A 23,433-nucleotide genomic window follows, 5' to 3' on the forward strand; every position below is an offset into this window, starting at 1 on the left:
AAACATTAACTATATTGGTACCAATATATTAACGATGTATGATCATAATATTACGGAGGTGAAAAATAAACATGTGCAGTGTTGGTGATGCGTTCAATATTGAGATTACATCACTTGAGGCAAAGTTCTATAAGTGTGGCGACTGCAGTAACGAGTTCAGAGGCGTTGGAAAAAAAGTGGTGTGCCCCTCATGCCATTCAGGTAATGTAAACCTTATGTTTAAGGAAGAATGATCCCTCTAAATAATAATGAGATGCTCCTCCTGCGAGGAGATAAAGGTACCCTTGGTATTATTAAAGCAGGAGAGAACGGGCAATTTTTCCTGGAAACAGAAAAAGAGGAGATACTGTTAGCGCTTGATCCTGATGACCTGCTTGTAGCATCAGGTTTTGGGACTGATAAAAAGACCATAAATGGCCTCAAATGCGTACTTTATATGATTCGTGAGGTAGGTTCGCCTTTTATTGTCCTGCCAAAAAACCATCCTGCATCGAAACGGCTTAAAATTGTGGTTTCTGTAGGAGATAAAACACGGCTAAGCTGCAGCATAACACCCGGGACGCACCCTGAGCAGGATATATTATGCGGTGCTGATGAATTCGATGGTGTTGAGATTTACGGGGTTAAGGGAGGCGTAGAGTTCAATAACCTCACAGGAGGTTTGATTGAACGCATCCCTTTTGATATATAACGTTCCAGCAGTTTTATGAGCCCTGGGCTCATAAGTTTATGATAGGGGTTAGACGTGACACTGGCTGATGTAATAGTGGCCCTTGTCGGCCTTGGTATAATTGTTTTTATGGGCTGGTGGTTCTTCGGCCCAAAGACAGCAGTGGTGGCCCGCTTAACGCGAGGCGTACAGGAGATCGATATCCTCGTCAAGGAGACCTACCAGCCAAACGTGATTCGTGTGCGCCAGGGAATACCTGTGCGCCTCAAGTTCAACCGGCAGGAGGGTATCGACTGCTCAAACCGCGTCCTCATCCCTGATTTTGGAATCAGCAAGGCACTTCCGGCTTTCAGGACGACAGTCATCGAGTTCACGCCGCAGACCCCGGGTGAGTACCCTTTCACGTGCTGGATGAACATGTACCGCGGAACCATTATCGTGGAGCCGGGGGAACGAGCGGCTGCAGCGCCGACAGAACCTGTGCCGCAGGAAGTAGCTCCGCGTGCAGATACAGCACCGGCACGGGCGGAGTTCGCCATCAAGCGTGCTGATTGTCCCGGCTGTTTTGATGCCATACAGGATTACCTTGAGCGCATGCGCGGGATTGAGGCGATACAGATGAACTTCAGCACAGAGCGTCTCACCGCAGCCTATAACCCTCAGCTTGTCTCTCCAGAGGATATCAGCAAGGCAGTTAGTGATCTTGGCTACGAGGCGAAATTACTGAGTGAAGAGGAAGAGACAAGAGATCTGGGCGTCGTCACCCGCAGTGACGAGGTGGCGGATGTGACCCGGCGCTTTATCGTAGCCGCCGTGCTCGCAGTGCCCGTGGTGCTGGGCGCGATGCGGGAATTTTTTCCTGCCCTGGCCTTTGTCCCTACTATCCTCCACAACCCGCTGGTTCAGTTCCTCCTGACGACCCCGGTCGTGGCCTATTCAGGTGCAAATTTCTACCGGGGGATGTGGGGCACTCTGCGGCGCCGTACTGCAGATATGAATACACTTATCGGTCTTGGCACTGGCGCAGCCTATGTCTACAGTGTGGCAAACACCTTCTTCGCAGGCTTCTTCATCGCTCTGGGCATCCCTGTGGCAGTTTACTACGAGGTAGTCGTCGCCATCATCGCCCTCGTCCTTCTTGGCAGACTGCTGGAGGCGCGGGCAAAGGCAGGCACCTCGGCAGCCATACAGCGGCTGATCGGTCTTCAGGCAAGGACAGCCCGCGTGGTGCGCAATGGGCAGGAGATGGATGTGCCAGTGGAAGATGTACGGGTGGACGATGTGGTTATCGTACGCCCTGGAGAGAAGATCCCGGTCGACGGGGTGATCAGGGAGGGAAGCTCGACCATCGATGAGTCGATGATCACAGGCGAGAGCATCCCGGTCGATAAAGGACCGGGGGATGAGGTGATCGGTGCGACCATCAATAAGACTGGCTCTTTCCGCTTCAAGGCCACTAAAGTGGGTAAGGATACTGCCCTGGCACAGATCATCCGTCTTGTCCAGGAGGCGCAGGGCTCAAAGGCCCCGATCCAGCGCCTTGTTGATGTGGTCTCGAGCTACTTTGTGCCAGTCGTTCTTATGGCTGCCGTGGCAACCTTTGTCATCTGGTTCATCCTCGGCCCTGAGCCCGGGATCGTCTTTGCGCTCCTGACGAGTGTGGCCGTGCTGATCATCGCCTGTCCCTGTGCCCTCGGGCTTGCAACCCCGACCTCAATTACGGTCGGTACTGGCAAGGGGGCAGAATACGGGGTGCTCATCAAGGGCGGCGAGGCACTGGAGGTGGCGGGAAAGGTGAATGCCATCGTCATGGATAAGACCGGAACACTCACAAAAGGAGAGCCGGCGCTGACCGACGTTGCGCCTGCTCTGGGCTTTGGGCGGGACGAGGTCCTGTATCTGGCTGCATCGGCAGAGCGGGCTTCCGAGCACCCCCTGGGACAGGCTATTGTCAGGGCAGCGCAGGCACAGGATATGTCCCTGGCAGAGCCGAAGGATTTCAGGGCAGTCCCTGGCCGCGGTCTTGAGGCTGTGGTTGATGAGCGGCGCGTGCTCGTGGGCACCCCGCAGCTTCTGGCTGAGCGGGATATTTTCATGCGCGAGCTGGAAGCGCGGGGCGCTGAACTTGCGCTGCAGGGCAAGACGCCGATGTATGTGGCAGTTGATGATCAGGCGGCCGGAGTCATTGCCGTTGCAGACACCATGAAGCCCAATGCAGCCGCAGTGGTACAGCGCCTGCGGGATCTTGGCCTTGAGGTCTGGATGCTGACAGGCGATAACAGGCGAACTGCCGAGGCTATCGCGCGCCAGGTGAGCATTGCTTCTGATAAGGTGCTGGCAGAAGTGCTCCCGGAGCACAAGGCGCAGAAGGTGGCGGAGCTGCAGCGCCAGGGCAAGGTGGTGGCCATGGTCGGAGATGGAATAAACGATGCCCCGGCACTCGTCCAGGCTGATCTTGGCATAGCCATAGGCACGGGTACAGATGTGGCCATTGAGTCGGGCGATATCACCCTGATCTCAGGGGATGTGCAGGGCGTGCTGATTGCGGTCGAGCTCTCAAGGGCAACGATGAGCAACATCAAGGGAAACCTCTTCTTTGCCTTCGTCTACAACACCCTGGGCATCCCCATCGCCGCAGGAGTGCTCTACCCTTTCTTTGGTATTCTGCTAAGTCCAATAGTCGCTGCCGCGGCCATGGCCCTATCCTCTGTTTCAGTGGTCACCAATGCCCTGCGCCTGAGAGGCTTCCAGCCGCGCCGTGAGCCGGTAGCGCACAGGGAGGTGACCGCGGTCAGCCACGGGGAGCCAGCCGAACTCCCGGAGGGGGAATTACCCAGGGGACCTGTACCAGAGGAGCGCGGAGGCTGGCGGCCAAAGCAGGCACAGGTTGAAGATCCGGTCTGCCACCGCACGGCCAACCCACGGGACATGGCAGCCTATATGCATCACAGGGGCAGGGTATATTACTTCTGCTCCCAGGAGTGCAAGACGAAGTTCGAGAGCAATCCTGATAGGTATACCACCAGGGCAGCCTAGAGGAAAACCAGAGAATATCCAATGTACAAATTGGATGAGTTTCGTGACGATCTGAGGATTACATATACTTACTGAAAGTATTTAGTATTTCAGTGAAAATCGGTATCAGAGGGTAGATAATATTAACATCGAACTAAACGAACTTGTACGAACTCTGGAAGTTCGTTTTGAGTTAGTTTTAAGTTCGTTGTTTAGTTTTCTATATCTTGAAACTGGTTTGTTTGAAATAGAATGTTTCGATAGAGGTTGTTTTTCTCTTTGTCTTTAGGGTTTTTCAAACCAGAAGATAACCAATTCATGTTAACCCCGCCCTCGGCGGCGCATCCTCCGGGGTCTGGGGTCGCAACCCCAGCGCCACAAGGCCAGTATTGACCGAACGTGTTAATAGTACGCTCATCTGGTGGTCAGGTCTGGCGTATAAACTGCCGCAGCGCCTCGATAGAAGGCGGAGCGCCCGTGAAAGCGCGCTTTCCATTGATAAATATGGTGGGAACAGCCTGAACCCCGTACAGGGCTGCTTTTGCGTAACCCTGCGGTGTATCTGTTGAGAGCTCGATTACCTGAATACCCGGCATCTGCACAGCAAGCTGCCTTGCCATCATAAGCGCCCTGGGGCAGTGCGGGCATGTGGGTGATGTGAATACTTCAACAATAGTTTGCGGTTTTGGCGCTGAACTTTCCTGCTGTCGTTTCATTAGCTCTTCGATCTTCTTCTTTCTTATCCTTGCAAGTTCATCGTCTTCTGTCATATCTCCTCTCCTTATCGCGGGATGGATGATATTCTCCTCTATTCTGATATCTTTTATCACGGTTCGGCTGGACAGGGCCGGGATGTGGTGGAAGGATATATTTCTGCCCGGAGATGTGTGGAAGTAGAAAAGGCTTTACAGGCGAAAAACGATAACAAGAGCTGTACCTTTTAAGTATGGGGTTATGGTGAATTGAAGTTACCTTAATCCAGTTTCATTATTTAATTTTCATTCACCAACATGAATTTCAATTTGCGTTGGTGATTATGTACGCAATAATTATAACTTAAAAAAGGTTGCAAAACCAGTTGAGGCAAAAAGAGCTTAATTATTTGTTCATTTCATTCTGCTCATTAGAAAGATTTATTGTTTCTATAGAATATAATAAACAAAAAGTTATGAATAATCCAATAAAAGTTTTATTAATAGGATTTGAAGAATCACCAAAAGCAGAATCTGGTATGCAAATTGAGTTATGTAGAATAACATTTGAAAAACATGGTTTTAATTATGATTTTAAGGGAAAGCATATAATCCCTTCATTACTTGATTACAATGTTGTATTTGTCAATCTTCCAAAAATAGGATATAATTCAGCTTCGATTTCTTATTTTTTTGCTAAATACAATGAAATTCCTCTTTTTTTAACGGGAGGAGGAATAATTGTACTAATTTGTCCTTCAGAAAAAACATATGCAAATACGATTGGGATAGGACCTTATAGTAGTATTAATACTTATTCATTTCTTCCCTTTAAATTAAATAATTTTAACACGCACGGAGAAACGATAGAACCCAATCTCCAACATCCCCTAAGCACTATCTTAAAAAAATACAAAGTTAGATGGGAATGCTATTTCAATTATGGTAATGCTGAACATGTAATTGGACGAAATATGGTAAAATTGCCTGTATCTTTATCAATTCCTTATTCTAATGGATATGTAATTCTAATGCCCCTATTCGAAGAAGATAAATTTGTACAAGTTCTAAACGACTTATTGGATATAATCAAAAAAAATTATTTTCAAAAGAATATAATCTCAAGTTCTACTCAAACTCCTCTATGGGTAAACAAATATCAGATAAATAAAGAAATTAATCTAATCAAACAGTTTGAGGAAATTAAATCAGAACTTCATCGCTATAACGAGATTAGAAAAATCTTATACACTACTGGAATAGAATTAACTAAAGCAGTTGCATATGTATTTTCTGAGTTGGGTTTTAAAGTTATTGAAAAAGAACATGAAGGACTTCATGATATTGAAGCTGAGACGGACAAATTTTTTTCCATAATAGAAGTAAAAGGTCTTAAAGGACATGCTAATGTAGATGACCTAAGACAACTCTTAGATCATCATATAGAAGCATCAAAGCAAAATGAAGATGTTAAGGGTATCTTTATCCTAAATCATTATAAAGAAGATGAACCATCAAATAGAAAAGAACCTTTCTCGAAAGACGCTATTAGGTTAGGAACTAAGAATGAATTTTGTATGATGACAACTATAGATTTATTTAAAATTTATTCTCAATACATCGAAGGTAAAATAAAAATTGAAACAATTATTTCCCGTATTAAAGAAACTAAGGGACCTCTAAAGAATACATCGATCTAATCCAGGCAAAAATATTTATTGTAATTGAGTAGAGATGTTGTAATGATAATTCCTTAGAAAATAAACCTATTTTGAAAACTGCATATAATTTTTTGTTACGCATGTTTAAGAAAGACGTCTGAAAGCTTTTCAGATGCATTAGAATACACAAACTTAGTAGGCATGGTAGTTTTCTTAAGGTAGGTTGTTCGTTTAATAAAAGATTTTAAATAAAATGGGTGCTGTAATTAAAGCTAAACTATGATTTGGGATGCGGCTATTTGGAAAGAAGAATTACAAAAAGAATTAAATGATTTTTATAAGTTTTCAGTTGCTACAGCAATATCTGAAGATGAATATATTAATTTGAGAGTTGAAAAATTCTTTTTTGTTTGTGCATTTATAGCTCGCAAGTTAAGTGAAGCAAATAAATTATCAGACGAATTAATCTCCAAAGATTTCAGTTGTATTAAATATCAAAGAATAAAAGACGATAATATCATTGATTTTCTAAATTGGCATCATTTTGAAAGATTTTATAATCTGGAGGAAGGAGAAAAATCTCTGCTAAAATTAAAAGAACTTTGCAATATTCTTATTCATAGTTTGATTTTTTGCATTACCACTGATAATAATAACAAGCTATGTGGTGTTTTTATAAACTCTGATTGGAAAAAAGATAAATGTTATTATATAGAGCTTAACACTTTTATTGAGTTAATAAATGATATTATTAATGATGTTGTTAGTAAGCATTATAGTCGCTACCATTAGAGCCTTAATCCCACAACATCTCTATCTTTTCGGTCAAATATCATACATGCGCCAATCCGCGGGCGCCCCGCCTCCAGGCGCGCGCCGCCAGAGATGCAGTACAAGCCCGCATCCCCTGATGGGGACGGCACGCCCCGAAGCTTAAGGAGGCGACACTGCGAACTGCGCAGCGTGTGTCCGCCGGGTTAAAATCCCGCTGCGCAGGTCTGCTCCTCCTGTGTAAAGACCAAAACAAGTAAGGGATTGAAAGCCGTAGTTCAAGTTAAGTGCAAAAAGAATATAACGATTCAGATGCTTTAGCCCGGCGATGCGTGTAATTCTTGCCACACCGCCGGAGTACAGGCAATTGACCACCCCAGCCCAGGTGCTTGGTCCTCCGATAGGTCTCCTGTATATAGCCTCTTATGCAAGGCATTACGGGTATTTAAGCCGCACAAAAAGTGTACTTGAGGTATTCGATGCCTTCACTCTCCATATGAAACATGAGAGATTTGTTAAGAATATTGTCATGAAGAAGCCGGATGTTCTGGGAGTCTCAGTAACTTCAAGGATGTTCCCTGTAACAATGGCAAGCCTGGAAAAGATTCACGCCGCTTTGCCCGAAACCAGGATTGTTCTCGGTGGAATACACCCTACCTTCATGGCTGAAAATATAGTTAAGACATTCCCGTTTGTCGATTGTGTGATCAAAGGAGAGGCTGAGCGCTCCTTCTCAGAACTTCTCATTTCTTACTCAGATAACGACCAAGATATTTCGCATATTAGGGGAATTACTGCCTTAAGGGACGATAAGATCATAGACAGCGAGCCTGACACAATAATGGATATTGACGAGATTCCATTCCCTGCACGGGACCTCGTAGAAGATATCAGCTACGGGTACACATGGAACGGGCTTGATCTTACATTTGGAAAATTCACCTCAATAGTGACGGGGAGAGGCTGCCCTTTTGCATGCAACTTTTGTACCAACTGGAGATTCTCTAACAGGCAGCTAAGAATAAGGTCTGTCGAAAATGTAGTTTCCGAGCTTGAACTCCTCAAAACCCAGGGATACGGGTCATGCGTAATACTCGATGACATTTTTACAGCCGACAAGGAACGTGTAAAGAAAATATGCGAGGAAATCAAGAGAAGGGATATAGATATCGTACTGTACTGTGAGGGGAGAGTTGATACAGCCGACCCTGAAATGTTCAGGAACATGAAAGAGGCTGGTTTCTCTTCAATACTGTTCGGAGTGGAGAGTGGGTCACAAAAAATACTGGATTATTATCAAAAGCATACCACTCCAGCCCAGGCAAAAATCGCAGTCGCTAATGCAAAAGCAGCAGACCTTCTCGTTATCGGGGCGTTCATTATCGGAGCGCCTGTAGAGACGATAGATGACCTGAAAGAAACACTTGCACACATATCTGAGCTGGACTTCGATGCACTCGAGGTCAATGCACTTGGAATAGCACCATGGGATATGCTGTATGTAAAAGCCATGAATGCCGGAAAAGTCGGCAGGGAAGACTGGATGAGGGACCACTTAGTTTCAGATTATTATGATAACCTGACAAAAGAAGATATAGCAAAATGGGTAGAAAAAGCATATTATGCGTTCTTTAGGACGGATTTTGTTCACATCCTCAGGAGAACTATCAAATTCATTAGCAGTCGTGATGGCAGGAATGCAATAGTAAAGAATCTCATGAATCCTTATTTATGGCGCCTTGTTCTGGAGCGCGGAAAACCGAGACATAAGATTGAGGAGATTTTAATGCTGGGGACTGAAACAATGCATTCCATCTCGGTGAAATAATGCATAGAGTAATACTCTCATAAAAAACATCTCCCCATATCAATGGTCAATTATCGTACATGCGCCAATCCGCGAGCGCCCCGCCTCCAGGCGCGCCGCCAGAGGTGCAGTACAAGCCCGCATCCCCTGATGGGGATGGCGCGCCAGGGAGCGACGAAGCGGAGAACAAGAAAGAAATAAACCTATTTAAGCCATTAAGATCATTGGATTTGTGAGAATATGAACTCTGAATTAGATTCAACTATGGTTGATGACATGCCGCAAGGCGTTGTAAAGGCAACAATTCAGCTTGCAGTTTTCAAAGCCAAAAAATCTCCTCTCATCGAGTATATGCAGAAAAACATAAAGAGGGAAGTTGATATTAATGAGGTCAGAAGCAGGCTTGCAAAAATAAGTGGTTCTCTTTCACAAGAAATAATCGAAGGCAGAGCTGAAAGAACATGAAGTTCTATTTTCTTGATACAAGCGCGCTTGTGAAGAGGTATCATTATGAAAAAGGAACGGACAAGATAGATAAGATTTTTTCTGAAGACGATAGGGCAATAGTTATCTCAAGCATATCCCTAATCGAGATGGTCTCCGCGCTTAACAGGAAGAAGGAAGAGAAAATAATATTGAAGAAAGATCTGGAGATCGTGCTATCAAAATTTTTCCATGATGCAATAAAGGATTTTCTCGTTCTTGAGCTTGATGGAGAACATATACAAGATAGCATAACGCTGGTATTGAAAAGAAACATAAGAACTCTGGATTCATTGCAACTTGCGGTTGCTCTCAGCATGAAGGAGCTTAAAGTTACTTTTGTCTGCGCTGATAAAAAACTTGTTTCTGTTGCGAAAAAGGAAGGATTGCAGACTATAAATCCAGAAATATAGAGATTTTCTTCTTCATCATTTGCAGTATACCTTCCGACTTGACGGTCAATTATCGTACCTGCGCCAATTCGCGAGCGCCCCACTTCCAGCCGCGCGCCGCCAGCGGTGCAGTACAAGCCCGCATCCCATGATGGGGACGGCGCGCCCCGAAGTGTGGGGAGGCGACACTGCGAACTGCGCAGGTCTGCTCCTCCTGTGTATAATCAACAACAGGCACTTTTCTTATGTGGTTTTTACCTTTCTAATGCAATTTCGGCAGAAAGTAAACTGATAGAGGAAAAGTGACACTTCAGGTGTAAAGCTGTGGGAGAGGGAAATGTTATATGCTAATTTTACACGACAAAACTTTTAAGTATTACCATTTGGTAATACTCATTTATGGAATATAGCAGGATGACAAAAAAAGGGCAGATAACTATACCACAGAAATTCAGAGAAATTCTTGGAATTAAAGCTGGCGAGAAGGTACTTTTTGATTTAGAAGATGAAAAGCTGGTACTTAAAAAAGCCCCCCATAACCCTGTGGCTAATCTCGTAGGTCTTGGAAAAGGCATTTTTGGTGCGGGTTTGGAGTACCAGCATAAAATACGAAGCGAGTGGGAAGAGAAATGAAAATCTTCCTTGATACAAACATTTTTCTTGCTATTTTGAACGAGGAGGAAAACTGGGAACTTGTTGAAAAACTTCTTCTAGATGTTCATAATGGGAAACATACAGGCTATACTTCAGTGATTTGCATTTCGGAGATCTTAAGTGGATTTTATGCAGAGGACGAATCTGAGAAAGGTGAGATGTTCCTTACAGATATAAAAGCTATAAACAATCTCACAATAACCGATGTAGACCTCATCATCGCAAAAGATGCTGCTAGAATACGAGCAAAATATAAAATAAAGCTTCCTGATGCTATGATCGCTGCATCCTGTATAGTTCACAAATGCAAATTAATAACACAAGATGAAAATCTCAAGAAATTGAAAGAGATCGAAGTTAAATCAATAGATAAAATTTAAGAATACGGATCTGGGATGCAAACACATCGTTAGACGAGAGGATTGGGGTGAACAGAAGTGGGAGAATCCCGGTCGGGGCATGAATTTACTCATTGGATTATATGATCCGCGCCCGGAATCCCTGCGTTATTGATTTGCTGTACCATCCTTATTCAAATCTTTAGGCGATCTTCAGGCTTTATGTACAAGAAGATACGAAATATAAAATGAATAAGCATGAATGAAAAAATAATGCTTCGTGTGGCAGAAGCACACCATAGAGATGCGGGAAGGGATATTGCAAGGATAGAACGCGACCTGATGGAAAAGCTTGGAGTCCTGAGCGGCGACGTTATTCTGGTGATCGGCAAGGAAAAGGCGTGCGCCATCGCAGGGCCGGGCTATCCTGAGGATCAGGGGCGTGGATTGATAAGGATCGACGGGAACATCCGAGCCAATGCCCGTGTGGGAATAGACGATAAGGTATACGTACAGAAATCTGCTGTTCTTCAGGCTAGCAGGATCGTGCTGGCACCGGTACAGCAAATCCGCCTGGTCGGGGGACCGCAGTATCTGCATCGTATTCTTGAGGGACGGCCTCTCATGAAAGGGCAGCGTCTTCGGGTCGAGACAGTGAGTAACCCATTAGCGTTCGTTGTAGTATCAACGCAGCCTCCAGGGCCTGTAGTCGTGGCAAGAAATACCAACATAGTTGTAAAGGAGCAGGTTATAGAAGAACTGGAAATTCGCCCTACACATCTCACCTATGAGGATATAGGGGGGTTAAGGCGGGAGATCGGCCTGATAAGGGAGATGATCGAGCTTCCTCTTCGACATCCTGAGCTTTTTCAAAAGCTGGGTATAGACCCGCCAAAAGGCGTTCTGCTTCATGGCCCGCCAGGAACAGGTAAAACCATGATCGCCAAGGCTGTTGCAAACGAGACAGATGCCAATTTTGTTTCAATAAGCGGCCCTGAGATAATGAGTAAATATTATGGTGAGAGCGAGAAACAGATCAGGGAGATCTTTGAAGAAGCAGAAAAGACCGCCCCGACTATTATATTCATTGATGAGATAGACAGCATCGCCCCGAAGAGAGAGGATGTCACAGGTGAAGTAGAGCGGCGTGTTGTAGCGCAATTGTTGTCATTGATGGACGGCCTGAAAGCCAGGGGTCAGGTGATAGTCATTGCAGCAACGAACAGGCCTAACGCAATAGACCCGGCCCTGCGCCGTGGAGGAAGGTTTGATCGCGAGATAGAGATTGGAATTCCTGACCGGCTTGGCAGGCTTGAGGTCCTTCAGATCCATACAAGAGGTATGCCACTGGCAGAAGATCTATTAGATGAAAAAGGTATGCGTGCAATCGCTGATATGACCCATGGTTTTGTGGGTGCTGATATATCATCGCTCTGCAAGGAAGCCGCAATGCATGCGATTCGCCTTATCCTGCCAAAGATCAATATCCAGGAGGAGATCCCACCCGAGATCATGGAGAAACTCGTTGTAACAAAGGATGATTTCTATGATGCGTTCCGAAATATTGAACCATCTGCTATGCGTGAGGTCTTTATAGAGGTACCTGAGGTGAGGTGGATGGATATAGGAGGGCTTGATCTAGTAAAACAGGAACTCATTGAAGTAGTTGAATGGCCGCTAAAGTATCCTGAGGCCTTTGAAACTATAAACACAAGACCTCCAAAGGGAGTGCTGCTGTTCGGGCCTCCAGGAACAGGAAAGACACTGCTTGCAAAAGCCATAGCTACCGAGGGTGAAGCCAATTTCTTAAGCATTAAAGGCCCTGAACTTCTAAGTAAATATATAGGTGAATCTGAGCGCATCGTAAGGGAGACATTCAGGAAAGCCCGCCAGGCAGCGCCTGCTATCATTTTCTTTGATGAGATCGATTCTATCGTACCGACACGTGGCACAGCTTTTGACAACGGGGTCACCGAGAGAGTAGTGAGCCAGATACTCACCGAACTTGATGGGCTTGAAGAACTCAAGAATGTTGTGGTAGTAGCTGCAACAAACCGCCCTGATATGGTAGATCCTGCTCTGCTAAGACCCGGCAGGCTTGATCGGCTTATCTATATAAGGCCTCCTGATCTAATAGAAAGGGAGAAGATATTTAGCATCCATCTAAAAGGCAAACCATTATCCCCTGAGGTTACTATTAATGATCTTGCCCGAAGGACAGATGGGTATGTTGGCGCCGATATCGAGGCTATATGCCGGGAAGCTGCCATGCTCGCTCTGAGGGCATCTATTAAACCTGGCATGACTAGAGAAGAAGTAAAAGAGATATCACGCGCAGTCAGAATTGGAAATGAGCATTTTGAGAAAGCTTTTAATATAGTAAGACCTACACCGTGGGATTTAAAGGAGTATGAAGCAATGATGGATTTTTCAAAGGCTATCAGCAAAGATAAAAAGAAAAAGGACAAATGAGCAATGACAATGAAAAAAAATAAAGATTTCGATGAATTCATAAGACGATTAGAAGAAGCTATTGAGAATATGATGGACGGGAGCGATATATCAAATAGGCCCATATTCGTTGATATCTCAATTAATATATGCCCGAATATGGGCATTATCCCTGTAAATCCTGATATCCAGATGGAGAGAAAAGCGCCTGTGGATATCCTTGAGACTGAAAAAAATATCTACGCAGTAATCGGGCTTCCTGGAATGGAAAAGGAAGATATTAAACTCTCATGCACAGGATGGACACTTGAAGTAACAGCCAGTAATGCTGTAAATACCCTGAGAGAAGAGATCGAGCTTCCATCAAGAGTTAATAAGAAAGGCATGAAGACCAAATACGAGAACGGGATTCTTGAAGTAGTATTTAACAAATCAAGGAAAGGCGCTTCAAAGACTAATACCAACACTAACGATAATACATAGTAGAACATGGTAAAAGTAGAAGTCCTGATGGATGAGAGGGCGCTTGGCGCTAAGCGGCAGCTTAACCTGAGGCTCGTAAAACTATCCTGGGCATTGTTCTTTATACTGTTAGGCGTAAGCTGGATTCTTGAGAGCGCCAATCAGATAGATAACGATCAAAAATGGCTTCTTATATATGTAGGGACAGGAGCAATCCTGCTGTCGTTAAACCTGGTTAGGCTGATCTGGAATATCAGGATAAGCAGGCTAACAGTCGGGATTGGCGCCCTGGCATTATTGCTCGGGATAGCGAGATACTTTGCTCAGGTTTATCTACCGATCTGGGCGGCCGTAGTGCTGATCATTGGTATTTTTCTGCTTTTTGAGGCTCTTAGGAGATGACCGCAGCTAATCATCTGTGAACCTCAAAAATACTTGATATCTTCCTCCTTGATATCAGTCATGCTCATTAACTTCAGATTTAACCGCTCTCTTGTCTTGCTTTCTCCAGAATCTTTACCACTTCCTCATCAGTTACCTGAGTGAAATCCTGATAATATGCCCCGACTGCCATGAAATCATAAGGGGTCTCAAGACAGATCAATTCATCCACCATCTGGCGCAGTTCCTCAACAGTATCAGGGGGAGCGACTGGAAGGGCTACGATCAGCCTCTCTATACTTTCGGCCTTCAATGTTGAGATAGCTGCTTTTATTGTAGCACCTGTGGCAACTCCATCATCAACGAGTATAATGGTTTTCCCTTTCAGATCAGGTATCCCCTTTCCTTTTCGGTATAGATTAATTCTCCTTTCGATCTCTGCTTTTTGATGGGAGATCTCACTTTCAATGTATCCCTCCTGCACCTCATAGGTTGATATTATGTATTTATTTAAAGCGACCGTACCGGTCTCTGAGATAGCACCGATGGCAAGCTCTGGCTGCCCTGGAAAACCTATCTTCCTGACAATGATGATATCAAGAGGACAGTTAAGATAAGAGGCGATCTCATGGCCTGTAACCACACCTCCCCTTGGAAGTGCCAGTACTATGACTCCTTTTCTGTCCTTATAATCCTTTAGCCTGGATACGAGCCTGGCTCCTGCATCCCTCCTGTCCTTAAAGATGCCGGGCTCGGGATCATCTGAACCCAGCTTCCCGGCAAACCACTGTGCTATGATCTGCCGTGCCTCTTTGAGATGCTCCTCTTTTGAGTACAGATGATCTGCCCCCTTAACAAAAGCAAGCTTTTTCTCTCCAGCAAGATACTCAAAAAGAATGAGGCTTTGCCCCATGATCGGATCTGCATCACCCTGAACTATCAATGCAGGGATGCGTACCTGACTGGCGTACTGGTAGTATCCCTCGGCTGGAGCAGAGCGCAGAGCCAGAGCCCTGATGCGGCTATCAGTGGCCGCCCTGACGATAGCAGCTATTCCCCCCATACTTGAGCCGCATACTCCTATCTTCGCAGGGTCAATACCTTTTATATGGCTGATGCAGTCAAGCGATGCGCCCAGATCCTGAGCAAATTGCTCAACAGTGGCATCAGAGATCTCCCCCTCGCTCTCTCCATGCCCTGTAAAATCGGGAAGGAAACAGCAGATCCCTTTTTCCACCAGTCCCCCGGCAATATATATGTTCCGCGGGCTATCCTTACCGCTTTCTAATCCATGTGCAAAGATCACAACAGGTCGGGCTATTCCTTCCTTAAGACCTATAATATTGGCAACTAATCTAAATCCCTTATTATTTTCGAAAGTTACTCTCTCTTTCATCTATTCCACCCCTCATACCACTGCCTGAATCGATGATCAGCGAGCCATTGAAACGGATAATTAAGTTTCAATATTCTGCTTTATCAGAAACACACATGATACATTTGGAGGATAACAGATAAAAGCTTTCGGTGATTACACCCCGATATCCATCTCCCTGTCCGCCCTCACTTCCTGCGCCTGATGCTTTTCCTCGTATTTTCTCTGTGCCTGCCATATCATCGGTGCATCCTTGCTCCTGCCTTTTATATCGCTTGTGAGCCTCTTCCTGATCCTGACCAGCGTCGGGGTATTTATTGCCACACCTGAGATGATCGCCTGGCCTTTTGCGAGTGAGGGAAGCTCTGATATCAGGTCTCTGCTCGCTGTTTCAATACTCTGTGCGATCTGCTGCTGATCACCGGGGTTGATTATGCGCATAGTGATCTGGGTCATGCACTGCGAGAGCGAGTCGGCATCAAGTTTGCTCGGCCTCTGTGAGACCATACATATCCCGATCCCGAATTTCCTGCCTTCTGAGAGTATGGTCTTAAGGATACTTTTTGATTTTGCCTCGCCGCTATGGGGTGCGAACCTGTGCGCCTCCTCGATAATAACAAACACAGGGTAAGGCAGGAACTTATCGATATGTGATTCGTTATACCTGTTATTCTCGGTTCCTTCCTTTGCATCGAATAACCGCCGCAGCATGATAGAGGCGATCAATTGCTGGTATGTTTCCTCGATCCCTGAAACATCCATAACCGTAAGCTGCCCGACCATGAAGTACCCGGCAAGCGGTATGGTCTGGAAATCATCAAATATAGGAGCATATAATTTCCCGAACCTCCAGAGTATCCCCTCTATTGTTGGATCATTATTTGAGTCCCGCAGCGCCTCAATCTCCTGCTTAAGCTCATTGCGCATGAACTGTTTCTTGTGGTTGTTCTTAAGGTTATTATATGCAGACCGAAACAGGGTCTTCATCTTATCAGACATGGTCCCATCATCCATTATGCTGATAAAATCACTGATCAGGAGATCGCCCACCCTTATTTTTATATGCTCTGGCTTTACGATCTTAACCCTGGGACGATAAGAGGAAGTAATGAATTCAGGCATATTTGATATCTCATTAAGAGAAGAATATTCGCCGTGGGGATCAAAGATCAGAACAGGTGCCATGTTACAGGGCTTCAGAAGCTCCTCAACAAGAACACCCACAGTATATGATTTCCCTGCGCCTGTGGATGCTATGACCGATATGTGCTGGCTTACCATATCCCGCACAGATAATACGATATCAGCCTCAGCCCCGAGAACAGTCCCTATAAATGCCGAACCGCTCTCACCTTTTTCTAATTTGCTTATATCTTTCAGGATATCCGATCCAGCATGTTCTATCCTCTGCCCGCATGCAGGGTTTGTCCTAGGGTTTATGAACTCACCTAATATGGCATCAAAGTAACCTATTGCAGCGGCTGAGTAAGAATAGTATTTAAAGTCAGCAGGATCAAGGCCATAGAATCCAGATACCTCATCCGCTTCTATATTCATATCCAGAAGGAACTCCTGTGGATACTGGTTGAGCGGCTCGCTGCACTTCACCCTGCAGAGGATCTTTTTCCCGGCGTCTGTGTAGCACACAAACATACCTCTGGGGAGGCGTTCGCGTGAGATAAAAGTAAAACCCTCTTCATCAGAGGATCTTACAGTTCCTATCATTTGCCCCTCTCAATATACTTTCGAACCAGTCTTAGCATCGCGCTGCATTCCGTATAATGCATCTCTACCTGTTCCACCATGCCAAGAAGAACTGCCCTATCAAGTGCATCTCTGTTTGACTGGAGATACGCTATACTTGGTTTGCCGTTAATGGTATGGAATTCCCTTAGCTCATCTGGACCCAGCAGCGATAGTTTATCCCCGATATCTGGCGGTGAATCTATACTGTATTTCACTACCCCGTTGCGGATTATCCCCAGTCCATGAACGGTGTAATAGCTGTTCCTGAAATCCTCGTTAAAAGGAGCATACTTTGGCTGCATGCCAGGATCAATATAAGGAATGAGCTCCTCGCGTATTATATGCGCGATGTTTTTTATGACACCCACTATGATCCCGTAATCTTTTTTTATCTTCACCAGCCTTCCAATACACTCCTTTTGAGCATCGGGCGGTATTTTTACCAGGTAGGTATTCGCATCTTCCACCCTGATTATGTCTCCTAATACCATCATATCCTCCTGTTCATCAGTTTATGGAAATGTTTTGCGCTCTTATTTATCTTAATACCATGCACCTTGCAGAAATTATCAAGCATTCCATAAAAAAGGGTATGCTCATTCAACCGTATAAGTGCAACATCATGCGCTCGCATCAGGATATCGGGATAATTGCCGCGGATCACGCATTCAGCCCTGATAATATCGGCGATCTTATCGATCAGCCCCTCTTCATGTACCCATGAAGGAAATTCCACCCGCGCAGGAAGGCCATTACTTACCCTTATATAAAAAAATGCTATGCTGTCCTTGAATTTACCATAGCAGTCAAGTACACATTTTGAAGCTCTATCTCTTCTATCGTCCCTGTCGCACAGAAAAGCTGCTGTCCGTTCTCCCCAGAGTAGATTTGAAAAAAGATGCGTATCAGATAGCTTGCTCTTCTTTAGTCTGAAGAGAAAATGCATCATGAGGGTGATATCGCGCGGCGCTGTTGTATCAATAAAACCAATAACCGGGTTTTTCGTGGTCTCTGAGACTTCAAGCAGCTCTGTGATGGCACTGATGTATATCGATCTGATATTCCTGTTCAGGGCATTTATATGGGAGAGAATGAGCGACCCATCAAGCAGGATATAGATCTTCTGGTATTGCCTCATGAGCCGCATGATGCTTTCGCATTCCATAGCAAACCTGCGCGCATCAATATATTCTCTGCCGAAGGAGTACACACTTGCAGTATCGAACTCATCAGGGGTGATGATCGTGGCCTCAGTATCCTGGTTATAATCGCAGTTACAGGTATGCCTGTTGAATATGCGCGAGGTCTGTATGACTGCTAAAGGGATCTCGTAACTCTTATCAGGGTATATCTGGCTGCCGTCGACAGCGCCAAGCGGTACGCCTGAGAGCACAGAATCGATCCATTCAACAGCATCATGCCTGTTCTTCCAGTTGAAATGAAAAGGTCGGATGAGCTTCCCTGGCTCAAGAAGCCTCGCCCCGCTGTAGGGAGGCAGCATCCTGTTCATTGTAAGGTCTATAACCTTCAATTTTTCAAGTTCGCCTCTGTACTCATCCGATAGTGCAGACCGCTCTGCATCATATGATTTTATTGCCTCAAGTCTTGAATCGAACTGAAGTGAGATGCTTTTTAGGTCGAGCATGATACTACCCTGCTTTCACCATCAATCTTCTGTATTCTGACTACATGTTCATATTTCTCATTGAAAGTGTCGTCATGGGATATAACAAAGACCTGTTTGAAGCCGCGGATTCTTAAGATCTCATCAGAGAGCTTTTCCCGCCTTATCTCATCCATGTTCTGCGTGGGCTCGTCCAGGAACATGAAATCGCAGTTTGAGAGCACTTTTAAAAGTGCAAGGCGAACAGCAAGAGCAGCACCCATACGTTCACCCCCGCTTAACTGCTTAAACGATTTAACCTGTCCCTCTGATTCGATCTCGATATCATAATCATTCGCCCACTTAAGTGCTGAAGTAAAACCATCCATTATCTCACAGTAGATACCGCTGGCCTCGCTGCTTATCTCACCGATAAATTCATTGACGATATGCTCGGAAGAATTTTTTATTGTATCACGGATAAAATTTGAAAAAGATAAGAACTGCTTCTCATCTTCCAGTTCTTTCTCAATCTCTTTTATTCTAAGAAGCCAGGACTCCATATTTTCCAGATCCCGCACAAGTCTTTGCAGGTTCTTGCTCTTCTCATTCACTGCTTCTGCCCTGCCGCTTGCTGCTCTCCCGAGTTCCTCAAGCTTCAGGATCGTATCATCCAGAAGAGGCCCATTAAACTCTTTTAAAAGTGCCTCCTGTTTTTTGGTGTACTCATTCAGAGCAGCGTTGATCAGTACAATACTCTCTTCGATCTCCCCTGCCTCTTTTGAATATTCATCCACCTTAATAGCCAGGGGAAGGTGCTGTAAGTATTTGTTATGCTCAGGCTCAAGCTCTGTAATTGCCTCCTGCACGGATGCTATCGACTCATCAAGTCCCTTGAACCTCAAGAACCTGGACATTAGATCCTCGCGCTCATGCCTGCATGATTCAAGCGATTCAGGGACATGCCCGAGTGCTTCAAGTTCTTTTAAGTTTTTCCTGATGATCTCGCCCAATGCCTCGTATTCTTTCTCAGGCGAGTTCAATGCTTTAAGCTCTGTGGTCTTATTTTTTATGATCTCATCCACCAGCCTGAGTTCTTCCTGATTCCCATCCAGTCTGTCCTTCAGGTGGAACCTGTTATTGAGCAGGGCAAGTTGCTCAAGACAGCCCTTAATCAGGGAAGGGACTTCCTTTAAAGCATTAAGGTCCCTCTGTTTGCACAGTATCAGGGATTCATTCTTATCTATCTGTTTTGAGGGATCATTTAAGTCCTTTAAGCTCTCATCCAGCGATTTTATATCAAGATTGATCTTATCAAGATGGGCTTTGGTATTATTGAGTCCGATATTCAAATTAAATCTGCTATTGAGAAGACCTATCTGCTCTTCGCATCTGGCAATGGCAGCAGTAATATTAAAAAAGTCTTCCATGTCTTTATTTTTTGACTGGATCAGTGCTTCCACACTATCCAGTTCCTTGATAATGTTTTTTATTTTATCATACTCTGATCTTTTGGACTCAAGCATCTTAAAAATTTTACTTCTCTCTTCCTCGCTTCCTGTAAGATCTCCAGATCCTGGCAGCGGATGCAATATTGCCAGCTCTTTAAGTCTGGTCCTGCATGACTCAACCTCATCCGATGCACCACTATAGGCGTCGAGATCCTTCTTCTTTGAGGCAATTAGCACAGCGATCTCTTCACGCTGTTTTTTGGGGTTATTAAGCCTGATTAGCTCATTTGATATATGGTTTAACCTGCTCTCTGTTTCCTCTAACTCTTTTGTGCGTGAGTTTAACTCATCATTAAAGTACTTAGTAAAATCACTTACAGACCTGCATTTAACTCCATTCAAAACAGGGCATAACCCCCCTGCTCCAGCAAGCCTCATGTTATTTCTGGTCTGCTCCAGCATGGATTTTACAGCGGCACGGCGCTGGTTCAGGTCCTGCTCTTCTTTTTCAAGTACTGTTTGCTGCTCGATCAGGGGGGCAAGATCGGCTACCTTATTTCCAAGCTGCCTGACTTCTGATATGAGCAGATTTGCCCGTTTTTCCTTTTCTACTGCCTGTCTCAGTTCAAAGCCAAGCCGGGTGAGCGACTCCATGAGCGATGAGAGATTTTTAATCTCATCCTCCATTATCCTCTGTTTCTCAAGTACAGGCATAAGCTTGTTTTTCCTTTCTGTGAGTGAGAAGATCTCCTGGCGCAATCTCTCAGCCTGGCCTTCCTTTTCTTTTAACACTGAGATCTCAGATGAGAGTGTGCGAAGGGGAGCCTCAAGGTTCTCTTTTAAGTCCTTTATTTTAGCCTCAAGCTCAAGCTGCCTGTTTTTAAATGGTAAAAGATGGGATATTTTTATCCTGAGGTTCTCGATCTCCTGATCCAATTCTTTCATGCGCTGCTCTTTTTCCCTCAGGTTCGCAAGATTTGAGATTATGCCTGCCATCGGATCTCTTAAGTCTTTTTGAAGCTCATGTATCGATTCTTCAAGCCTGCGCGCTGCCTCTATCCTGGGAATAAGCAGTTTCTTGCGTTCTTCTAGCTCTATATTCTCGGATGAGAGCTTTGATGAACGCTCAAGCTTTTCCATAAGACTGCTTATTTTAGAATCAACTCTTGCGATCTCATCTTTTAACTTATCCCGCTCCACACGATCCGAATTCAGTTCTTTGAGCCTGAGATTCTCTTTTTTGAAAGCTTCCTCAGATGGCAGCAGTTCGTCCACGACTTTCCTTGCAGATTCAGCGCGGCTGAGATCAAATCTTGCTCTCTCAAGCTGGCCTGTTCGTCCATCAAGACGTACATTCTCATTGGTTATCTGCGCTGAGAGAGCGTCAATTTGAGCTTTTTTGCTCGTCAGTTCTTCTTTTTTCTTTGTTAGAATTGAGATGCTGGTATTTATTTCTTTGATCTCATTTTTTAGTCCATCAATCTCTATCTGCAGGGTTTCTTTTTCTTTTTTAACATCCTGGTACTTCTCGGTACGGGTGCGAAGCGGCAGCAGCTCCTTATCCATAGAATCAATGTTTTTTTTAATAGAATTGATCACAGGAAGTAGATTAGCATACGCTGCCTGGTACTCTTCCACTCTCAGGATATTGTCAAAGATCATCTTCCGTGTTCTCGGGGTCTGGAGAAATGCGGTTGTGAACGTACCCTGGGGAACACCCACAGCGTTCTCAAAGATAGAGGGCAGATCATCAGGAGATCTGACGCTATAGAAAAGATTGCCTGCGATCCAGTCAAGTACATCCTTTTTTCCTTTTATTTCATCAACAGGTGTTTTAATATAGTAGTCGCTTCCTATCTTCCTGTAGATCGTATACTCGATCTCATCATTACCTTCCACTGTAATTGCCACATAGCCTGATTTTTCCCCGTGGCGCAGGAGGTCAGAGGCATTGTAGGGTAGAAAATCGAACAATACATAGCCTATGGATTCAAGAATAGTGGTCTTCCCATGCCCGTTCTGACCATATATCCCGTTTATACCCTCCATGAATTCGATAGTCTCATGGCTGTAGGATTTGATATTTTTTAATTCCACTGATTTGATCAGCATTTAAATATCTCCCATATGCGAAAGAAGGGTCTGGCGGGTATTTGGTTCTTGATTTTTAACCTGATTTTTAACTTCCTTCTTATCTCTGTTATCTGATAGCGAAGTCTTCATTTTTTCAAAGCACCATCTCAGCTCTTTCTGGATTGCTGTCTCCTCGATCCCTGCAGCAGCCATCTTTTTTACCTCGATCATGGTCTTTACGATCTCTTCAACATTGTCCTGGTATCTTCCATCAAGCTTTACCTGGTCAGAGAAAACACGAAGCTCTATCTGCTCGCGCGTCAGCCCGCGCACATCCCCCTCATTGATGGTGTACTGCAGATTGCTCCTTATGATCTTGACCTCTGACCACAGCGGCTTGAAGCGGTCAGCCAGCATATCCTTTATGCGGTCTATGTTCACTTCCGATTTTGGAAAATTCATCTCGCCATAGAGCACAAGCTCGATGAGCGGGCTCATATCCGATCGGATTATCTGCTCCCTGTCCAGCTTTGATTCTATCCTTGTGTACAGCTCAGCAGGGATTTTGATACTGCTTATGTCAAGCTTGATACGCCTGACAGGGCGCGTTAACGGGGTTATAAGTTTTCTATCGCTCTGGTTGATATGATAGAAACCTTTTGATAAGCCGTATTCGCTCATTGCTATCATCTCAACACTGCCAGGATTGAAGATCCAGTCGTCCAGTTCATACTGTATATGGTAGTGCCCGAGCGCAAGGTAATCCACCACTTCTTTTAATGGCAAAAGGGAATTATAAGGGATCTCCCCTGAAGCCTCCTGCCTTATCTGCCCTTCCATGCCAAAGTGCATCATCAGGATAGTGTATTTCTCCCCCTGCTCAGCATTTATTTTTTTTATCTCATCCGCTATCCGGGGAATTATGGAGACCGTGCCTGAGCCAAGGTATCTCACACCAAAGATACGGGCGTTATCAAGTTCAACAAAATCCCCCATAAGTTTAGCACCGTTAGCCTCTTTTAGCCTTATGAGCTTAAGCAGACTCTGGGAATCAAGGATCTGAAGCCAGCTCTTGCCGTCCTGATGGAATGCAAGGTCATGGTTCCCCTCAATGGCATAAACAGCGGTGGATGGGCTTTTTTGTCTTAGAAGAGAGAGCACTTTATATGCCTGTTCATACGTGGGCGCGTTTATATTCCTTTTATGGAAGAGATCACCAGAGATCAGGATGAAATCTGTCTTATTATCAATGGCATATGTTATGACAGAATGAAAAGCCCGGGCATAATCACGAAAGCGCTCGGAGAGCCCGTATTGGGCATAACCAAGATGAAAATCGCTCGCATGGATGAAGTTCATAGACGCTTAGAAGCGCTACAGATTAAAATCTGTTGCGCCCGGAGGATAG

The 23,433-nt window shown here is 45.0% G+C and carries 21 protein-coding genes; 14 read left to right on the top strand and 7 right to left on the bottom strand.

Annotated features, from left to right (window positions below):
• The first annotated feature begins 71 nt into the window (after positions 1 to 71).
• From ANME2D_RS18425 to ANME2D_RS09390, 3 genes are all read left to right on the top strand, one after another.
• Positions 72 to 233 (top strand): hypothetical protein, encoded by a 162-nt coding sequence (locus tag ANME2D_RS18425; RefSeq protein WP_198527400.1) that lies wholly within the window; start codon positions 72 to 74, stop codon positions 231 to 233.
• Positions 230 to 691, top strand: coding sequence for a hypothetical protein (locus ANME2D_RS09385; RefSeq protein WP_048090953.1), 462 nt, complete (start codon positions 230 to 232; stop codon positions 689 to 691). Before ANME2D_RS18425 ends, ANME2D_RS09385 begins: the two co-directional genes overlap by 4 nt.
• A gap of 108 nt (positions 692 to 799) precedes the next feature.
• Complete coding sequence (locus ANME2D_RS09390; RefSeq protein ID WP_394295703.1) at positions 800 to 3,706, top strand: heavy metal translocating P-type ATPase; 2,907 nt, start codon at positions 800 to 802, stop codon at positions 3,704 to 3,706.
• Between the two features lie 404 nt (positions 3,707 to 4,110).
• On the opposite strand, the gene ANME2D_RS09395 is transcribed toward ANME2D_RS09390, so the two are convergent.
• The gene (locus tag ANME2D_RS09395; protein WP_048091149.1) at positions 4,111 to 4,455 is read right to left on the bottom strand and encodes a thioredoxin family protein; all 345 of its coding nucleotides are present in this window, start codon (positions 4,453 to 4,455) and stop codon (positions 4,111 to 4,113) included.
• Between the two features lie 308 nt (positions 4,456 to 4,763).
• Here ANME2D_RS09395 and ANME2D_RS09400 point away from each other — a divergent pair, with 308 nt between their 5' ends.
• The 11 genes from ANME2D_RS09400 to ANME2D_RS09445 all read left to right on the top strand — a co-directional run bounded on the left by ANME2D_RS09400 (position 4,764) and on the right by ANME2D_RS09445 (position 13,798).
• Positions 4,764 to 6,077 (top strand): hypothetical protein, encoded by a 1,314-nt coding sequence (locus ANME2D_RS09400; RefSeq protein WP_157834045.1) that lies wholly within the window; start codon positions 4,764 to 4,766, stop codon positions 6,075 to 6,077.
• 240 nt (positions 6,078 to 6,317) lie between these two features.
• A complete protein-coding gene (locus ANME2D_RS09405; protein WP_048090959.1) occupies positions 6,318 to 6,830 on the top strand; it encodes a hypothetical protein in 513 nt (170 codons plus the stop codon).
• Positions 6,831 to 7,137: 307 nt separating this feature from the next.
• Entirely contained in the window at positions 7,138 to 8,637 is a 1,500-nt protein-coding gene (locus ANME2D_RS09410) for a B12-binding domain-containing radical SAM protein (protein WP_048090961.1), read from the top strand.
• A gap of 59 nt (positions 8,638 to 8,696) precedes the next feature.
• Positions 8,697 to 8,852 carry a hypothetical protein gene (locus ANME2D_RS18000; protein WP_157834046.1) on the top strand — a complete coding sequence of 52 codons (156 nt, stop codon included), beginning with the start codon at positions 8,697 to 8,699 and terminating at the stop codon, positions 8,850 to 8,852.
• Between the two features lie 4 nt (positions 8,853 to 8,856).
• Positions 8,857 to 9,081 carry a hypothetical protein gene (locus tag ANME2D_RS09415; protein ID WP_048090963.1) on the top strand — a complete coding sequence of 75 codons (225 nt, stop codon included), beginning with the start codon at positions 8,857 to 8,859 and terminating at the stop codon, positions 9,079 to 9,081.
• Positions 9,078 to 9,512, top strand: coding sequence for a type II toxin-antitoxin system VapC family toxin (locus ANME2D_RS09420; RefSeq protein WP_052368758.1), 435 nt, complete (start codon positions 9,078 to 9,080; stop codon positions 9,510 to 9,512). The genes ANME2D_RS09415 and ANME2D_RS09420 overlap by 4 nt, the downstream gene beginning before the upstream one ends.
• Positions 9,513 to 9,890: 378 nt before the next feature.
• On the top strand, positions 9,891 to 10,124 hold the full coding sequence (locus ANME2D_RS09425; protein ID WP_048090965.1) for an AbrB/MazE/SpoVT family DNA-binding domain-containing protein: 234 nt from the start codon (positions 9,891 to 9,893) through the stop codon (positions 10,122 to 10,124).
• A complete protein-coding gene (locus ANME2D_RS09430) occupies positions 10,121 to 10,525 on the top strand; it encodes a type II toxin-antitoxin system VapC family toxin (RefSeq protein ID WP_048090967.1) in 405 nt (134 codons plus the stop codon). Before ANME2D_RS09425 ends, ANME2D_RS09430 begins: the two co-directional genes overlap by 4 nt.
• 216 nt (positions 10,526 to 10,741) lie before the next feature.
• Positions 10,742 to 12,955 (top strand): CDC48 family AAA ATPase, encoded by a 2,214-nt coding sequence (locus ANME2D_RS09435; RefSeq protein ID WP_048090970.1) that lies wholly within the window; start codon positions 10,742 to 10,744, stop codon positions 12,953 to 12,955.
• A gap of 9 nt (positions 12,956 to 12,964) precedes the next feature.
• The gene (locus ANME2D_RS16905; protein WP_052368760.1) at positions 12,965 to 13,417 is read left to right on the top strand and encodes an Hsp20/alpha crystallin family protein; all 453 of its coding nucleotides are present in this window, start codon (positions 12,965 to 12,967) and stop codon (positions 13,415 to 13,417) included.
• A gap of 6 nt (positions 13,418 to 13,423) precedes the next feature.
• On the top strand, positions 13,424 to 13,798 hold the full coding sequence (locus ANME2D_RS09445; RefSeq protein ID WP_048090972.1) for a hypothetical protein: 375 nt from the start codon (positions 13,424 to 13,426) through the stop codon (positions 13,796 to 13,798).
• A 79-nt stretch (positions 13,799 to 13,877) separates the two neighbouring features.
• Here the strand turns inward: ANME2D_RS09445 and ANME2D_RS18430 are convergent, their stop codons facing one another.
• From ANME2D_RS18430 to ANME2D_RS09475, 6 genes are all read right to left on the bottom strand, one after another.
• Entirely contained in the window at positions 13,878 to 15,173 is a 1,296-nt protein-coding gene (locus tag ANME2D_RS18430) for an alpha/beta fold hydrolase (RefSeq protein ID WP_081810217.1), read from the bottom strand.
• Positions 15,174 to 15,308: 135 nt separating this feature from the next.
• Positions 15,309 to 16,877, bottom strand: coding sequence for an ATP-binding protein (locus ANME2D_RS09455; RefSeq protein ID WP_048090978.1), 1,569 nt, complete (start codon positions 16,875 to 16,877; stop codon positions 15,309 to 15,311).
• Positions 16,874 to 17,392, bottom strand: coding sequence for a hypothetical protein (locus ANME2D_RS09460; protein WP_157834047.1), 519 nt, complete (start codon positions 17,390 to 17,392; stop codon positions 16,874 to 16,876). Before ANME2D_RS09460 ends, ANME2D_RS09455 begins: the two co-directional genes overlap by 4 nt.
• Positions 17,389 to 18,543: a DNA double-strand break repair nuclease NurA gene (locus ANME2D_RS09465; protein ID WP_048090982.1), complete on the bottom strand. Its 1,155-nt coding sequence runs from the start codon at positions 18,541 to 18,543 to the stop codon at positions 17,389 to 17,391. The genes ANME2D_RS09460 and ANME2D_RS09465 overlap by 4 nt, the downstream gene beginning before the upstream one ends.
• Positions 18,531 to 22,064 (bottom strand): AAA family ATPase, encoded by a 3,534-nt coding sequence (locus ANME2D_RS09470; RefSeq protein WP_048090984.1) that lies wholly within the window; start codon positions 22,062 to 22,064, stop codon positions 18,531 to 18,533. Before ANME2D_RS09470 ends, ANME2D_RS09465 begins: the two co-directional genes overlap by 13 nt.
• Positions 22,065 to 23,384 carry a metallophosphoesterase family protein gene (locus ANME2D_RS09475; protein ID WP_048090985.1) on the bottom strand — a complete coding sequence of 440 codons (1,320 nt, stop codon included), beginning with the start codon at positions 23,382 to 23,384 and terminating at the stop codon, positions 22,065 to 22,067.
• Between the last annotated feature and the right edge of the window lie 49 nt (positions 23,385 to 23,433).

Origin of the sequence: Candidatus Methanoperedens nitratireducens, from assembly GCF_000685155.1 — an archaeon.
Lineage (GTDB): Archaea > Halobacteriota > Methanosarcinia > Methanosarcinales > Methanoperedenaceae > Methanoperedens > Methanoperedens nitratireducens.

Bases quoted from the DNA above. Each gene is read 5' to 3' on its own strand.
- ANME2D_RS09390 (WP_394295703.1), top strand. From the start codon at position 800: ATGGGCTGGTGGTTCTTCGGCCCAAAGACAGCAGTGGTGGCCCGCTTA.
- ANME2D_RS09475 (WP_048090985.1), bottom strand. From the start codon at position 23,384: ATGAACTTCATCCATGCGAGCGATTTTCATCTTGGTTATGCCCAATAC.
- ANME2D_RS09395 (WP_048091149.1), bottom strand. From the start codon at position 4,455: ATGACAGAAGACGATGAACTTGCAAGGATAAGAAAGAAGAAGATCGAA.
- ANME2D_RS09405 (WP_048090959.1), top strand. From the start codon at position 6,318: ATGATTTGGGATGCGGCTATTTGGAAAGAAGAATTACAAAAAGAATTA.
- ANME2D_RS09460 (WP_157834047.1), bottom strand. From the start codon at position 17,392: ATGATGGTATTAGGAGACATAATCAGGGTGGAAGATGCGAATACCTAC.
- ANME2D_RS09385 (WP_048090953.1), top strand. From the start codon at position 230: ATGATCCCTCTAAATAATAATGAGATGCTCCTCCTGCGAGGAGATAAA.
- ANME2D_RS09455 (WP_048090978.1), bottom strand. From the start codon at position 16,877: ATGATAGGAACTGTAAGATCCTCTGATGAAGAGGGTTTTACTTTTATC.
- ANME2D_RS09445 (WP_048090972.1), top strand. From the start codon at position 13,424: ATGGTAAAAGTAGAAGTCCTGATGGATGAGAGGGCGCTTGGCGCTAAG.
- ANME2D_RS18000 (WP_157834046.1), top strand. From the start codon at position 8,697: ATGCGCCAATCCGCGAGCGCCCCGCCTCCAGGCGCGCCGCCAGAGGTG.
- ANME2D_RS18425 (WP_198527400.1), top strand. From the start codon at position 72: ATGTGCAGTGTTGGTGATGCGTTCAATATTGAGATTACATCACTTGAG.
- ANME2D_RS09425 (WP_048090965.1), top strand. From the start codon at position 9,891: ATGGAATATAGCAGGATGACAAAAAAAGGGCAGATAACTATACCACAG.
- ANME2D_RS09465 (WP_048090982.1), bottom strand. From the start codon at position 18,543: ATGCTCGACCTAAAAAGCATCTCACTTCAGTTCGATTCAAGACTTGAG.
- ANME2D_RS09470 (WP_048090984.1), bottom strand. From the start codon at position 22,064: ATGCTGATCAAATCAGTGGAATTAAAAAATATCAAATCCTACAGCCAT.
- ANME2D_RS16905 (WP_052368760.1), top strand. From the start codon at position 12,965: ATGAAAAAAAATAAAGATTTCGATGAATTCATAAGACGATTAGAAGAA.
- ANME2D_RS18430 (WP_081810217.1), bottom strand. From the start codon at position 15,173: ATGAAAGAGAGAGTAACTTTCGAAAATAATAAGGGATTTAGATTAGTT.
- ANME2D_RS09410 (WP_048090961.1), top strand. From the start codon at position 7,138: ATGCGTGTAATTCTTGCCACACCGCCGGAGTACAGGCAATTGACCACC.
- ANME2D_RS09430 (WP_048090967.1), top strand. From the start codon at position 10,121: ATGAAAATCTTCCTTGATACAAACATTTTTCTTGCTATTTTGAACGAG.
- ANME2D_RS09435 (WP_048090970.1), top strand. From the start codon at position 10,742: ATGAATGAAAAAATAATGCTTCGTGTGGCAGAAGCACACCATAGAGAT.
- ANME2D_RS09415 (WP_048090963.1), top strand. From the start codon at position 8,857: ATGAACTCTGAATTAGATTCAACTATGGTTGATGACATGCCGCAAGGC.
- ANME2D_RS09420 (WP_052368758.1), top strand. From the start codon at position 9,078: ATGAAGTTCTATTTTCTTGATACAAGCGCGCTTGTGAAGAGGTATCAT.